This is a genomic window from Streptomyces sp. NPDC045287 (assembly GCF_056432325.1).
Genome location: NZ_JBWKJG010000001.1, coordinates 220,436 through 234,889, shown reverse-complemented (window position 1 = coordinate 234,889; position 14,454 = coordinate 220,436). Strand labels below are relative to the sequence as shown.

The 14,454-nt window shown below is 74.4% G+C and carries 10 protein-coding genes; 5 read left to right on the top strand and 5 right to left on the bottom strand.

Translation table 11 applies throughout. The features are described from left to right. Nucleotides 1-213 precede the first annotated feature (213 nt). Entirely contained in the window at nt 214-1,242 is a 1,029-nt protein-coding gene (locus tag AC07D6_RS01005) for an aspartate-semialdehyde dehydrogenase (protein ID WP_479040992.1), read from the top strand. Nucleotides 1,243-1,382: 140 nt separating this feature from the next. Continuing rightward, a complete protein-coding gene (gene pepN, locus AC07D6_RS01000) occupies nt 1,383-3,947 on the top strand; it encodes an aminopeptidase N (protein WP_479040990.1) in 2,565 nt (854 codons plus the stop codon). A 107-nt stretch (nt 3,948-4,054) separates the two neighbouring features. On the opposite strand, the gene AC07D6_RS00995 is transcribed toward pepN, so the two are convergent. Continuing rightward, nucleotides 4,055-4,978: an EamA family transporter gene (locus AC07D6_RS00995; protein ID WP_479040988.1), complete on the bottom strand. Its 924-nt coding sequence runs from the start codon at nt 4,976-4,978 to the stop codon at nt 4,055-4,057. Between the two features lie 124 nt (nt 4,979-5,102). Between AC07D6_RS00995 and AC07D6_RS00990 the strand changes: the two genes are divergently transcribed. Beyond that, a complete protein-coding gene (locus tag AC07D6_RS00990) occupies nt 5,103-5,603 on the top strand; it encodes a MarR family winged helix-turn-helix transcriptional regulator (RefSeq protein WP_315880899.1) in 501 nt (166 codons plus the stop codon). Nucleotides 5,604-5,717: 114 nt separating this feature from the next. On the opposite strand, the gene AC07D6_RS00985 is transcribed toward AC07D6_RS00990, so the two are convergent. Genes AC07D6_RS00985 through AC07D6_RS00975 form a run of 3 tightly spaced genes read right to left on the bottom strand, consistent with a single transcriptional unit; the run spans nt 5,718 to nt 8,315 of the window. Then, on the bottom strand, nt 5,718-5,948 hold the full coding sequence (locus tag AC07D6_RS00985; RefSeq protein ID WP_315880898.1) for a hypothetical protein: 231 nt from the start codon (nt 5,946-5,948) through the stop codon (nt 5,718-5,720). Between the two features lie 20 nt (nt 5,949-5,968). Beyond that, on the bottom strand, nt 5,969-8,065 hold the full coding sequence (malQ, locus tag AC07D6_RS00980; protein WP_479040986.1) for a 4-alpha-glucanotransferase: 2,097 nt from the start codon (nt 8,063-8,065) through the stop codon (nt 5,969-5,971). Nucleotides 8,066-8,090: 25 nt separating this feature from the next. Continuing rightward, nucleotides 8,091-8,315: a hypothetical protein gene (locus AC07D6_RS00975; RefSeq protein ID WP_479040984.1), complete on the bottom strand. Its 225-nt coding sequence runs from the start codon at nt 8,313-8,315 to the stop codon at nt 8,091-8,093. Between the two features lie 302 nt (nt 8,316-8,617). Here AC07D6_RS00975 and AC07D6_RS00970 point away from each other — a divergent pair, with 302 nt between their 5' ends. Beyond that, nucleotides 8,618-11,602 (top strand): beta-N-acetylglucosaminidase domain-containing protein, encoded by a 2,985-nt coding sequence (locus tag AC07D6_RS00970; RefSeq protein WP_315880895.1) that lies wholly within the window; start codon nt 8,618-8,620, stop codon nt 11,600-11,602. Nucleotides 11,603-11,944: 342 nt separating this feature from the next. On the opposite strand, the gene AC07D6_RS00965 is transcribed toward AC07D6_RS00970, so the two are convergent. Continuing rightward, nucleotides 11,945-12,481 carry an HNH endonuclease gene (locus AC07D6_RS00965; RefSeq protein WP_315880894.1) on the bottom strand — a complete coding sequence of 179 codons (537 nt, stop codon included), beginning with the start codon at nt 12,479-12,481 and terminating at the stop codon, nt 11,945-11,947. A 236-nt stretch (nt 12,482-12,717) separates the two neighbouring features. Here AC07D6_RS00965 and AC07D6_RS00960 point away from each other — a divergent pair, with 236 nt between their 5' ends. Next, nucleotides 12,718-13,836, top strand: a complete 1,119-nt coding sequence (locus tag AC07D6_RS00960) for a mechanosensitive ion channel family protein (protein ID WP_315880893.1) — start codon at nt 12,718-12,720, stop codon at nt 13,834-13,836. Nucleotides 13,837-14,454 lie beyond the last annotated feature (618 nt).

Genomic DNA, 14,454 nt, shown 5'->3' with positions numbered 1-14,454 from the left:
AGGGATACGGAGTGCGGGGGCGGGCGTCCGGCGGGACGTCCGCCCCTTCCCGTCCCGCGCTCGCCCTCCCCCCGCGCCCGTCCCCCGCGGTCCGCCGCGTGCGGGCCGCGGCCCTTCTCACCCCCTGGACAATGGGAACAATGGATTGGCGGGGCGGCCCGGGGCGGACGCATCATGGACCAGCGCCCAGCACACACGTACGGAGGAGTCCCCGTGAAGGTAGGAATCGTCGGAGCCACCGGTCAGGTCGGCACGGTCATGCGCAGGATCCTTGCCGAGCGGAACTTCCCGGTCGAGGAGCTCCGGCTGTTCGCCTCCGCGCGTTCGGCGGGCTCCACCCTGGAGTGGCAGGGCCGTGAGATCACCGTGGAGGACGCCGCCACGGCCGACTACACCGGCCTGGACATCGTGCTGTTCTCCGCCGGCGGCACCACGTCCCGGGCGCTCGCCGAGAAGGTCGCGGGCCAGGGCGCCGTCGTGATCGACAACTCCTCCGCGTGGCGCCGGGACCCCGAGGTCCCCCTGGTCGTCTCCGAGGTGAACCCCCACGCGATCAAGGACCGCCCGAAGGGGATCATCGCCAACCCGAACTGCACCACCATGGCCGCCATGCCGGTCCTCAAGCCGCTCCACCAGGAGGCCGGCCTGGTCGCGCTGGTCGCCACCACGTACCAGGCCGTGTCGGGCTCCGGCCTGGCCGGTGTCGCCGAGCTGGACGGCCAGGTCAAGGCCGTCGCCGAGCGCGCCACCGAGCTCACCCACGACGGCGGGGCCGTCGAGTACCCCGAGCCGGGCGTGTACAAGCGGCCCATCGCGTTCAACGTGCTGCCGCTGGCCGGCTCGATCGTCGACGACGGCTCCTTCGAGACGGACGAGGAGCAGAAGCTCCGCAACGAGTCCCGCAAGATCCTGGAGATCCCGGAGCTGAAGGTGTCCGGCACGTGCGTGCGCGTCCCGGTCTTCTCCGGCCACTCCCTGCAGGTGAACGCCCGCTTCGAGCGCCCGATCAGCGTCGAGCGCGCGTACGAGCTGCTGAGGGACGCCGAGGGCGTCGAGCTGTCCGAGATCCCGACGCCGCTCCAGGCCGCCGGCAAGGACGCCTCGTACGTGGGCCGCGTCCGCGTCGACGAGACCGTCGAGCACGGCCTGGCGCTGTTCGTCTCCAACGACAACCTGCGCAAGGGCGCCGCGCTGAACGCGGTGCAGATCGCGGAGCTGGTCGCCGAGGAGCTGCGCGGCTGACCCGCGCCCGCGCGTGAGCGGCACGGCGCCGCTCGGGGTGGCTCCGCCGGACGGCGTGGCCACCCCTTTTTTGCGCTCCGTGTTCGGCGCCTCCCGTGGAAGGATGGCCCCCACAAGTCGTACATGGAGGAGATGACCGGGTGCCTGGCACAAACCTGACCCGTGAAGAGGCGCGGCGGCGCGCGGCGCTGCTGACCGTGGACGCGTACGAGATCGACCTGGATCTCCGCGGCGCGCAGGAGGGCGGGACCTACCGGTCCACGACCTCCGTGCGGTTCGAGTGCGCCGAGGAGGGCGCGGAGTCGTTCATCGACCTGGTGGCCCCGGCGGTGCACGAGGTGGTGCTGAACGGCAGGCACCTCGACGTCGCCTCGGTCTTCCGGGACTCCCGGATCGCGCTGAAGCACCTGCGGGAGGGCGCCAACGAGCTGCGGGTCGTCGCGGACTGCGCGTACACGAACACCGGCGAGGGCCTCCACCGGTTCGTCGACCCGGTCGACGGCCAGGCGTACCTGTACACGCAGTTCGAGGTGCCGGACGCGCGGCGGGTGTTCGCCAGCTTCGAGCAGCCGGACCTGAAGGCGACGTTCCAGTTCACCGTGACGGCGCCGGAGGGGTGGACGGTCGTCTCGAACTCGCCGACGCCGGAGCCGAAGGACGGCACCTGGGCCTTCGAGCCGACGCCGCGGATCTCCACGTACGTGACGGCGCTGATCGTCGGCCCGTACCACGCGGTGCACTCCACGTACGAGGGCCCGGGCGGGCAGGTCGTGCCGCTGGGCGTGTACTGCCGTCCGTCGCTGGCGGAGTTCCTGGACGCGGACGCGATCTTCGAGGTGACGCGGCAGGGCTTCGACTGGTTCCAGGAGAAGTTCGACTACGCGTACCCGTTCGCCAAGTACGACCAGCTCTTCGTGCCGGAGTTCAACGCGGGCGCGATGGAGAACGCGGGCGCGGTGACCATCCGCGACCAGTACGTCTTCCGGTCGAAGGTGACGGACGCGGCGTACGAGGGGCGGGCCGAGACGATCCTGCACGAGCTCGCCCACATGTGGTTCGGCGACCTCGTCACCATGGAGTGGTGGAACGACCTGTGGCTGAACGAGTCGTTCGCCACGTACACGTCGGTCGCCTGCCAGGCGGACGCCCCCGGCTCGAAGTGGCCGCACGCGTGGACGACGTTCGCGAACCAGATGAAGACCTGGGCGTACCGGCAGGACCAGCTCCCGTCGACGCACCCGATCATGGCCGAGATCCGCGACCTGGACGACGTCCTCGTCAACTTCGACGGCATCACGTACGCCAAGGGCGCGTCGGTGCTGAAGCAGCTCGTCGCGTACGTCGGCACGGGCGCCTTCTTCCAGGGCGTGCAGGCGTACTTCAAGCGCCACGCGTACGGCAACACGCGCCTGTCCGACCTGCTGGGCGCGCTGGAGGAGACCTCCGGGCGCGACCTGAGGAACTGGTCGAAGAAGTGGCTGGAGACCGCCGGCATCAACGTCCTGCGGCCCGTCGTCGGCACGGACGCCTCCGGGGTCATCACCTCGTTCGCGGTGCGGCAGGAGGCCCAGCCGCTGCCCGCGGGCGCGCGGGGCGAGCCGGTGCTGCGGCCGCACCGCATCGCGATCGGCTTCTACGACCTGGACGACGCGGGCGGGCTGGTGCGCACCGAGCGCCTCGAACTGGACGTGGACGGCGAGCTGACCGCCGTCGACGCGCTGGTCGGCAAGCGGCGCCCGGCGGTCGTCCTGCTGAACGACGACGACCTGTCGTACGCCAAGGTCCGGCTCGACGAGGAGTCGCTGCGCAACGTCGTGGCGCACCTGGGCGACTTCACCGAGTCGATGCCGCGGGCGCTGTGCTGGGCGTCGGCGTGGGACATGACCCGCGACGGCGAGCTGGCCACGCGCGCGTACCTGGACCTGGTGCTGTCGGGCATCGGCAAGGAGACCGACATCGGCGTGGTGCAGACCCTGCACCGGCAGGTGAAGCTGGCGCTCGACCTGTACGCGGCGCCGGACTGGCGCGACACGGGTCTGGCCCGCTGGACAAAGGCCGCCCTGGAGCACCTGCGGTCGGCACGGCCGGGCAGCGACCACCAGTTGGCGTGGGCGCGGGCCTTCGCGGTGACGGCCCGCACGGACGAGCAGCTGGACCTGCTGGCGGCGCTGCTGGACGGCTCCGAGACGATCGAGGGCCTGGTCGTCGACACGGAGCTGCGCTGGGCGTTCGTCGAGCGGCTCGCGGCGACGGGCCGGTTCGGGGCGGACGAGATCGCCGCCGAGCACGAGCGGGACAAGACGGCCGCCGGTGAGCGGCACGCCGCCACGGCGATGGCGGCGCGTCCGACGGCGGAGGCGAAGGCCGAGGCGTGGGCGTCGGTCGTGGAGTCCGACACGCTGCCGAACGCCGTGCAGGAGGCCGTGATCCTCGGTTTCGTGCAGGCGGACCAGCGGGAGCTGCTGGCGCCGTACACGGAGAAGTACTTCGCGGCGGTCAAGGGCGTGTGGGAGTCCCGGTCGCACGAGATGGCCCAGCAGATCGCGGTCGGCCTGTACCCGTCCTTCCAGGTCTCCCCGGCGACCCTGGAGGCGACGGACGCGTGGCTGGCGGGCGCGGAGCCGAACGCGGCGCTGCGCCGCCTGGTCTCGGAGTCCCGCGCCGGTGTCGAGCGGGCCCTGAAGGCGCAGGCCGCCGACAGGTGACGGGAGGCGGGGTGGGGCGCCCCGGGCGTCCCACCCCGTTCCCTTCCCGTCCTGCCCGGTCCCGTCCGGCCCCGCTTCCTTCCCCGCCCCGCCGGCTCCCGCGGGCGCTACGGGCGGCCGGCCGCCTGCCGCACCGCCCCGGCGGGCGGGAGGTCCGCCGCCGCGCGGGGCCCGCGCGCCCGGGAAGCGGTCTGCCCCAGCACCGTCGCGGTGAACGCGACCGCCATCCCGGCCAGTTGCACGGGCCCCAGCGCCTGGCCGAGCGCCACCCAGCCCACCACCGCCGCCGTGATCGGCGACAGCGGCCCGAGCAGCGTCACGGACGTGGCGGTCAGCCGCTCGATGCCGCGGAACCACAGCCAGTACGCGACCGCCGTGTTCGCCAGCGCCAGGTACGCGTACCCAAGCACCGCCCCGCCGTCCAGCGCCGGCGGCGCCCCCTCGACCAGGAACGCGACCGGCGCGATGACCAGCCCGCCGGCGGTGAGCTGCCACCCGGTCATGGCGAGCGGACCGGCCCGCCGGGGCCGTCCCCACCGCTTGGTGAGGACCGTCCCGGCGGACATCGCCGCCGACGAGGCGAGCCCGGCCGCCACCCCGACGGGGTCGAACGCGGCACCCGCCGTCAGCACCACGAGGCTCACCCCGAACGCCGCCCCGATCGCGGCCAGCAGGGCCCGCGCGGTCGGCCGCTCCCCCAGCAGCAGCGCCGCCAGTCCGACGACGAACAGCGGCCCCACCGAGCCGACGACGGCGGCGACGCCGCCCGGCAGCCGGTACGCGGCGAGGAACAGCAGCGGGAAGAACGCCCCGATGTTCAGCGCGCCCAGGACCGCCGACCGCCACCACCAGGCGCCGGACGGCAGCGTCCGGGTGAGGGCGAGCAGGGCCAGCCCGGCCGGCAGGGCCCGCATCAGACCGGTGAACAGGGGCCGGTCGGGCGGCAGGAACTCGGTGGTGACCGCGTAGGTCGTGCCCCAGGAGACCGGGGCGAGCGCGGTGACGGCGATGACGGCGGCGCGGGACGGCACGGCGATCCCCTCCGAACGAGGCAGCTTAGTGGTAAGTAGCTTAGCGCTAAGCTACTTACCCGCAAGATACTTGTCAGGAAGTCGCTTTCTTGCGAGCGAGCGGGAAGGGGGCGAGACTGCCGCCATGACCGCGACCCCCGACCCCGTCGACGCCATCACCGCCCAGTGGGCGGCCGTGCGCCCCGACCTGGACACGGTTCCCATGGCCGTCTTCGGCCGCGTCTACCGGCTCACGCAGACCATGGCCGAGCGGATGGACCGCGCCTACGCGCCCTTCGGCATCTCACGCGGCGAGTTCGACGTGCTGGCGACGCTGCGCCGCTCCGGCGAGCCGTACACGCTGTCGCCGCGGCAGCTCTCGGCGACGCTGATGCTGACGACGGGCGGGATGACCGGCCGGCTGGACAAGCTGGAGCGGGCCGGGCTGCTCGGCCGGAGCCCCGACCCGCACGACCGGCGGGCGCTGCGGGTGACGCTGAGCGAGCGGGGCCTGCGGGTCGTGGACGAGGCCGTGGCCGCCGGGCTGGCGGTCCAGCGGGAGGCTCTGGAGGCGGCGCTGGACGAGCGGGAGGCGGAACAGCTCACCGGGCTGCTGCGAAAGCTGCTCCACGCGACGGGCGCCTGAGCGCCGTACGAGGGCGGCCGTACCGGGACAGCCGTACGGTCGCGGAGGACAGCGGGGCGCCGCGCGCCGGGGACGGTTCCCCGGCGCGCGGCGCCCTGGAGGAGCGGGGGTGCGTCAGGCCTGCTTCTTGGAGCGGTCCAGCACCATGACGAGGCCGGCGATGACCGCGAACAGCGCGATCGGCGCCACCACGAACAGACCGAGCGTTTCCACGACGCTCAGACCGGGACCCGGGTCGTCGCCGTCGTCACGCGTGAGCGCGAGCGCGGGGGACGACATGAGCAGCATCATCAGCGTCGTACCGGCCGCGACGGCGCCGGCGCGCAGGGCGTTCTTCTTGTCCACGGAGCAAACGTAGCGAACGCCTAACCGCGCCGCGCGTCCGGGGGTGCCGTACGGGCCTCCGGCACGTCCAGCGCGGCCATCAGGGCGTGCAGCCGGGGCGAGGCGGCGAGTTCCTCCAGGGTGACGGGGCGGCCGTCCGCGCCGGCCACGGGCAGCCGCCAGTTCGGGTACTGGTCCCAGGTGCCCGGCAGGTTCTGCGGGCGCCGGTCCCCCACCGCGTCGGGCAGCCACACGCCGGTCATCCGGGCCGGGGTGCGACGCAGGAACCGGTACACGGCCCGGATCTCCGCCTCCTCGTCCCGGGCGGCGCCCTCCTCCAGGAGGCCCAGCCCCCGCAGGTACGCGAGCCATTCGGCGACGTCCCCGGCGTCCTCGGCCCGCTCCTCCTCCAGCGGCCGGGCGAGCAGCCCCAGCCGGTGGCGCAGCTCCACGTGCTCCCCGCTCAGCCGGGCGGCGGTGGACGGCAGGTCGTGCGTGGTCGCCGTGGCCACGCAGTCGGCGCGCCACGCCTCCGGCGGCAGGGGGCGACGGGTGCCCTCCCAGTCGCGCTCGAACCACATCACCGACGTGCCGAACACGCCCCGCCGCCGCAGCACGTCCCGTACGCCCGGCTCGACCGTGCCGAGGTCCTCGCCGATCACGGCGGCGCCCGCGCGGTGGGCCTCCAGGGCGAGGACGGCGAGCATCGCGTCGGCGTCGTACCGGACGTACGCGCCCTCCGTCGGCGGCAGCCCGGCGGGCACCCACCAGAGCCGGAACAAGCCCATCACGTGGTCGATCCGCAGGGCGCCCGCGTGCCGGAACAGCGACCGCAGCAGGTCCCGGTACGGGGCGTAGCCGGACGCGGCGAGGGCGTCGGGGCGCCACGGGGGCAGCCCCCAGTCCTGGCCGCGCGCGTTGAACGCGTCCGGCGGGGCGCCCACCGACATGCCGCGCGCGTACGCCCCGGCCTGCGCCCAGGCGTCGGCGCCGTCCGGGTGCACGCCGACCGCCAGGTCGTGGACGACCCCGACGGCCATGCCGGCCTCGCGGGCGGCGCGCGCGGCGGCGGCCAGTTGCTCGTCGGTCAGCCAGGCGGCCCGGCGGTGGAAGGCGACCCGGTCCTCCAGTTCGGCGCGCGCCCGCCCGGTCGCCGCCGACCGGGGGTCGCGCAGGCCCTCGGGCCACTGGGCGCGGTCGGCGCCGTACCGCTCGACGAGCGCGCACCAGGTGGCGTGGTCCTCCAGGGCCTGCCCCTGGGCGGCGCGGAAGGCGTCGAACGCCGCCCGGCGGCCGGGGCCGAGCGGGACGGTCCCGATGATCTCCAGGGCGCGCCGCTTGAGGACCCACACCGCGTCCCGGTCGATCAGCTCGCCCTTGCGCAGGACCCCGTCGCGCAGCTCCCCGGCCCGCCCGGCGAGTGCGTCGAGTTCGGCGCGGCCGGCCCCGGAGACGTACGCGAACTCGGGGACGTCCTCGATCCGCAGGTGCACCGGGTCGGGGAAGCGGCGCGAGGAGGGGCGGTACGGGGAGGGGTCGGTGGGCGTGCCGGGCACGGCCGCGTGGAGGGGGTTGACCTGCACGAAGCCGGAGCCGAGCGCGCGGCCCGCCCAGCCGGCGAGCTCCCGCAGGTCGCCGAGGTCGCCCATCCCCCAGGAGCGGGCGGAGAGCAACGAGTAGAGCTGGACCAGCACGCCGTGGCAGGGCTCGGCGGGCTGCGGCACGCGCGCGGGGGCGACGACGAGGGTGGCGCGGGCGGCGCGCCCGTCGGGGGCGCGGGCCTCCAGGGCGTGGACGCCGGGCGGGAGCTGCGCCCAGGGGACGGGCGACTCGGCGGTGCCGCCGTCCTCCAGGGCGATGCGCAGGGCCGTGCCCGCGGGGAGGGCGGCGACCGGCCGGGGGCGGCCCGCCGGCTCGTCGCCCTGCCACACCACGACCGTGGGCGGGAGCAGCCGCGCCGCCCGCGCCCCCTCGGCGGCGGCGAGCGCCGCGTCGACCGCCGCCGGGGTGGACGCGTCGACGTCCAGGGAAGCGAGGACGGCGACCACGGTCGCGTCGGGGACCGGGACCGTGACGCCCGGGGACGGGGAGTACGCGGTGGCGACTCCGTGCAGCGCGGCGAGCCGGGCGAGGGTCATGCGGCCTCCTGGACGCTTCGGTTCTCTACGTGCGGGGGGACTCCGGTCCGCCGGCCGTGCCGCGCGCGGTCGGTTCGCTGGTCAGGGGCGCGGCGTCGGCGAGCGGCGGTTCGCTGGTCAGGGGGGCGGCGTCGGCGAGCGGCGGTTCGCTGGTCAGGGGGGCGCAGGCGGTGGAGAGGGGGGCGGGGCCCGGGGACTGTCCCGGTACCCGTTTGGAGGGCGTGGGGAGCGGCTGGGTGGACGCGGCCATGATGGCCTCCCTGTACGAGGTGGCAGTGGGACGCCAGAGCCCTACCCATCGCACACCGGGGCATCCACGTGACGTGGCACTGCTCACACCCGACGGGCGCGCCGGTCCCGGGGCGGCTCCGCCCGGGTCCGGCGGCTCCGTGTGCAAATACGACACATCGGCCACGCACATTGACACCTTCGCCAGGGGGTGGTGGGCTCGAAACCCGTCAGTAGGACGACCCGTCCGACGACCCGTCAGAACAGCGGTACGGCCACCGGCAAAGCTACCCACAGAACCAGGCAGGACGAGGGGAGACGCGCGTGCAGTTCGGTCAGCTCGCGCAGTTCGGTCGCGGCAGGGGCACCGCGACCGCCATCGCGGTCGCGGTGATCGGCGGTCTGCTCGGCGGCGCGCCCGGCGCGCTGGCCTCGCCCGGCGTGCCCGGCGCCCCCGCCGCGGCGGCGCCCGGCCCGGACACCGGCGCGCGTCCGCCCGCCGTGTGGCCGCGCCCGCAGTCGGCACGGACCGTGGGCGGCGCCGTGCGGCTGGGCGACGAGGTGGCGCTCGCGGTGGACGCGGCAGCCGACCCGTACGCCGTGTCGGCCCTGGAGGACGCGCTGCGGAAGGCGGGCGTGCGGCAGGTGCGCCGCGTCGCCCCGGACCGCGCGGCCGGAGGGCGCGGTCCGGTGGTGTGGCTGGGCGGGCCCGGCGCGCAGGACGTGCTGCGCGCCCTGCGGGTGCCCGAGCGCGGTGACCTGCCCCCCGGCGGCTACCGTCTCGCGGCCGGCCGCCACCAGGGCCGGGACACGGTCGCCGTGGACGGCGTCGGCGCGGACGGGCTGTTCCACGCCGTACAGACGCTCCGTCAGCTCGTCGCACCCGACCGGACGGTGCCCGGAATCGTCGTACGGGACTGGCCGGGCACGGCCGTACGCGGTCTGACGGAGGGTTTCTACGGCCGCCCCTGGAGCCACCCCCAGCGTCTGGCGCAGCTCGACTTCATGGGCCGCACCAAGCAGAACCGGTACCTGTACGCGCCCGGCGACGACCCGTACCGGCAGGCGCAGTGGCGCGAGCCGTACCCGGCGGCGCAGCGCGCCGAGTTCCGGGAGCTGGCCGAGCGGGCCCGGCGCAACCACGTGACGCTGGCGTGGGCGGTGGCGCCCGCCCAGTCGATGTGCCTGTCCTCGAAGGACGACGTCCGGGCGCTGAAGCGCAAGGTCGATGCCATGTACGCACTCGGCGTGCGGGCGTTCCAGCTCCAGTTCCAGGACTCCGCCTACGACGAGTGGCACTGCTCGCGGGACGCGGACGCGTTCGGCAGCGGCCCCGGGGCGGCCGCCCGGGCGCACGCGCGCGTGGCGAGCGAACTGTCCCGGCACCTCGCCGACCACCACCCGGACGCCGAGCCGCTGTCGCTGATGCCGACCGAGTACTACCAGGACGGGGCGACGGAGTACCGGACCGCGCTCGCCGAGGCGCTCGACGCGCGCGTGCAGGTGGCGTGGACCGGCGTCGGCGTCGTGCCCCGCACGATCAGCGGCGGCGACCTCGCGAAGGCCCGGGACGCCTTCCGGCACCCGCTGGTCACCATGGACAACTACCCGGTGAACGACTACGCGCAGGACCGCATCTTCCTCGGCCCGTACACCGGCCGGGAGCCGGCCGTCGCGGCCGGTTCGGCGGCGCTGCTCGCCAACGCCATGGAGCAGGCGTCCGCGTCCCGCGTCCCCGTCTTCACCGCCGCCGACTTCGCCTGGAACCCGCGCGGCTACCGCCCGCAGGAGTCCTGGCGGGCGGCGCTCGACGACCTGGCGGACGGCGACCCGAAGGCCCGTGCGGCGCTGGGCGCGCTCGCCGGCAACGACGCCTCGTCGCTGCTGGACCCGGACGGCGAGTCGGCCTACCTGCGCCCCCTGCTGGCCGAGTTCTGGCGGACGCGGACGGCGGTGGGCGTCCCGGCCGCGTCCCGCGACCGGGCGGCGCGGCAACTGCGCGCGGCGTTCACCGTGATGCGCGGGGCGCCGGACGCGCTGACCGCGCCCGCGGAGGGCCGCCTCGACGACGAGGTGCGGCCCTGGCTGGAGCAGCTCGCCCGGTACGGGCGGGCCGGCGAGGCCGCCGTCGACATGCTCCAGGCGCAGGCGCGGGGCGACGGCGCGACCGCCTGGCGGGCCCGGTTGGCGCTGGAGCCGCTGCACCGGGCCCTGGCGGCGAGCACCGCGGAGGTCGGCACCGGCGTCCTGGACCCGTTCCTGAAGCGGGCGCTCGACGAGGCGGACGCGTGGACCGGCGCGTCCCGGACGGTCGGCGAACCGTCCCGCACGGGCACCTCGTACACCGTGGACCTGGGCCGGGCGCGCCCCGTGGAGGCGGTCACCGCGATGGCGGAACCCGGCGCGGCCGGGGGCTCCGTCGAGGTGCGCGTACCGGGTGGGGGCTGGCGGCGGCTGGGGCCCCTGTCGCCCACCGGCTGGACGCAGGCCCGCGCGGGCGGGGTGCGCGCGGACGCGGTCCGGGTGAGCTGGGCCCCGGGCGGGGCGGAGGTGCCCGTACGGTCCCTGGTGCCGTGGTTCTCCGACGAGCCGCGGGTCAGCCTGGACCTGCCGCGCGGCGAGGCCGACGCGGTGATCGGCGGCGGCCCCCAGCGGGTGGACGCGGTGCTGTCGACCCGGCGGCCGGAGGCGGTGCGCGGGGCGTTCACGGCGCAGGCGCCGAAGGGCGTCGTGGTGAGCGTCCCGCAGGAGACGACGGTGCCGCGCGGCGTGGCCGCCAAGGTGCCGGTGACGGTCACCGTCCCGAAGGGCACCCCGGCCGGCTCGTACTCCGTGCCGCTGTCCTTCGCGGGCGAGGAGCGGACGCTCACGGTCCGGGCGTACCCGGCGACCGGCGGTCCGGACCTCGTCCGCTCCCCGGGCGCGGTGGCCTCCTCCTCCGGCGACGAGACCCCGGACTTCCCGGCGTCGGCCGCAGCCGACGGCGACCCGGAGACCCGCTGGTCGTCGCCGGCGGAGGACGGCGCGTGGTGGCAGGTCGAGCTGGCCGGGCCGGCGCGGGTGGGCCAGGTGGTCCTCCACTGGCAGGAGGCGTACGCCAAGCGGTACCGCGTCGAGGTCTCCGCGGACGGCCGCACGTGGCGCACGGCGGCGACGGTCCACGACGGCCGGGGCGGTCGCGAGGAGGTCCGCATGGACGCCCCGGACACCCGCTTCCTGCGGGTGCGGGGCGAGGAGCGGGCGACGCGGTACGGGTACTCGCTGTTCGGCGTGGAGGCGTACGCGGTCACGGAGCCGGCCACGGAGTGAGGCGGGGCGGGCCGGGCGGGTGCCGGACGGGGCGCGCCGGGCGGGTGCCGGACGGGGCGCGCCGGGCGGGTGCCGGACCTCCCGGTTCCGCGGGCCCCCGCCCCCAGGGATCCCGGACCCTCCGGTCCCCGGACATCCCGGCCCCACGGGGCGCCCGCCCAGGGCTCCCGGAGCCCGCGGCCTCCCGGCCCCCGGCTCCCGGGCCTTCCGCTCCCCCGGACCCTCCGGCCCCCGGGCCCCGCCCCGCGCGGGCCGGCCCGCCACCCCGTCCCGGGCGGCGGACCGGCCCGCGTACGACGGGGCCCGCGTACAACCCGGCCCGCGTACGACGGGGCCCGGGCCTCAGGCGGAGACGCCGTCGATCCGGGCCAGGGCGTCGTCCGCGCCGTACGGCTGCAAGTAGGGCAGCCAGCGCGGGTCCCTGTGCCCCGTGCCGATGATGCGCCAGGCGAGCCCGGTGGGCGGCGCGGGCGGCTGGCGCAGCCGCCAGCCCAACTCGCGCAGGTGCCGGTCGGCCTTGACGTGGTTGCAGCGGCGGCAGGCCGCCACCACGTTGTCCCAGACGTGCTTGCCCCCGCGGCTGCGCGGAATGACGTGGTCGACGCTGGTTGCGACGCCACCGCAGTACATGCAGCGCCCGCCGTCGCGGGCGAACAGGGCCTTGCGGGTCAGAGGAACGGGCCCCCGGTAGGGGACCCGCACGAACCGCTTCAGCCGTACGACGCTGGGGGCGGCGATCGCTCGGGTAGCGCTGTGCATGAAGGCGCCGGACTCCTCGAGGCACACGGCCTTGTTCTCGAGGACGAGTACGAGCGCGCGGCGGAGCGGTACGACGCCGAGGGGCTCGTACGACGCGTTGAGGACCAGGACATGCGGCACGGATGCCTCCTTGTACGCCGGCGGCGCGTGGCTCGCGCCGGGACGATCTGCTCTCAGTCTCTCCTCATGCCAGGTCGAAGCGCCACCACATGGGGGTAACGGGCTGGAGGTGTTTTCGACCACAGGGTGGTCATCCCCACATGAGACAAGGCTCTCCCTCGAACACGGCGCCGAACCCCGTGGCTCCCCCCGTTTAATGGAAGCGACCCGCCCGTGACGCCAGGAGGTTCCCCGCCGTGCTGTGGTCGGCCCCGCCCGCTGTTCCCTCGACCGACTCCGACCCGTCCCCGTCGCCCGCCAACCCCGTGTCGCTGGAGGAGGCCGCCCGCCAGGCCGGGGAGGCCGCGGGCTGGGTGGAGCAGAACTGGGCCACGTGGGTCAACACCGGCCTGCGCATCCTGCTGATCATCGCCATAGCGGTCACGCTCCGCTTCCTGGTCCGGCGGGCGCTGACGAAGCTGATAGACCGCATGAACCGCAGCGTCCAGGCCGTGGAGGGCACGGCGCTGGGCGGGCTGCTGGTCAACGCCGAACGGCGCCGCCAGCGGTCGGAGGCGATCGGCTCGGTCCTGCGCTCGGTGGCGTCGTTCCTGATCATGGGTACGGCGGCGCTGATGGTGCTGGGCGCCTTCCAGATCGACCTGGCGCCGCTGCTGGCGTCGGCCGGTGTGGCCGGCGTGGCGATCGGCTTCGGCGCGCGGAACCTGGTCACGGACTTCCTGTCGGGCGTCTTCATGATCCTGGAGGACCAGTACGGGGTGGGTGACTCGATCGACGCGGGGGTGGCCTCCGGCGAGGTCATCGAGGTGGGCCTGCGGGTGACGAAGCTGCGGGGCGTCGACGGCGAGATCTGGTACGTCCGCAACGGCGAGATCAAGCGGATCGGCAACCTGAGCCAGGGCTGGGCGACGGCCGCCGTGGACGTCACGGTCCGCCCGACGGAGGACCTGGACGCGCTGCGGGGGCTGATCGAGGGCGTGGCGGAGGAGATGGCCGCCGAGGAGCCCTGGAACGAGCGCCTGTGGGGCCCCATCGAGGTGCTGGGCCTGACCGAGGTCCTGATCGACTCCATGACGCTGCGGGTCTCGGCGAAGACGATGCCGGGCAAGGCACTGGGCGTGGAGCGGGAGATCCGCTGGCGCGTCAAGCGCGCGTTCGACGCGGCGGGCGTCCGCATCGTGGGCGGCGTGCCGCTGCCCGCGGAGGACGACCCGGCCCCCGACCCGACGGCCTCCGTGGCCGCCCCGTCCGCCTTCGCCTCCCCGACGACCCCCCAGTCGATGGCCGCCACCCCCCTCCAGCCCCCCGCCCCGATACCCCATCCGTCGACGGGCCCGAACCTGTCGAAGGGCTGACGACGAAACCAGCAGTCAGCACTAATTCCGCAAGCACATCACTATTGATTCCGGAATTCCGACCCGCACAAGAAACACGGACAGAATTCACCTGACACTCTTGACCGCAAGGGAGTCCAGCCTTCCAGCACCCTCCCTGGAAACACCCATGCAGCATACTGCTCAACTGGGACGGCGGAATCGATTTCCTATTCCGCAGACAACCTCAACATCATCGGTGGCACAGAGGGCGCCCCCTCCATCAACCAAATCAAGCGTAATGTAGCATTCCCCCTGCTCAACCCCCTCGAAAGACAAAGCAAGAGAATTTCCCCTCTCTGCATCCCTCGACACTGAAGAAAAGTTTTCCGAATCACCCTCCTGCCAAAAACCCCACCACCCCCGAGATTCCCCCTTAGGGCAAGCACTCTGCCCAGTATCCCAAGTGATGCCAGAGGCAGAGAAATCTCTATTTTTTTGGAATTCTATTCTGCCACCTGCCGCATCGACCCACTCCCCGGCGATGTCAGAAGCAGAGATGGGTGCAGCCCTTTCTTCTGCCGCACAGGATGCGGTCAGGGCAATAGAGAGCACAACCCCCACGGCGAAAAGTGAACGTGAATGACGTATAAGGTTCAT

Excerpts from the sequence above, each read along its gene's own strand:
- AC07D6_RS00990 (WP_315880899.1), top strand. The coding sequence starts at position 5,103 with ATGACCGCGACCCCCGACCCCGTCGACGCCATCACCGCCCAGTGGGCG.
- malQ (WP_479040986.1), bottom strand. The coding sequence starts at position 8,065 with ATGACCCTCGCCCGGCTCGCCGCGCTGCACGGAGTCGCCACCGCGTAC.
- AC07D6_RS00975 (WP_479040984.1), bottom strand. The coding sequence starts at position 8,315 with ATGGCCGCGTCCACCCAGCCGCTCCCCACGCCCTCCAAACGGGTACCG.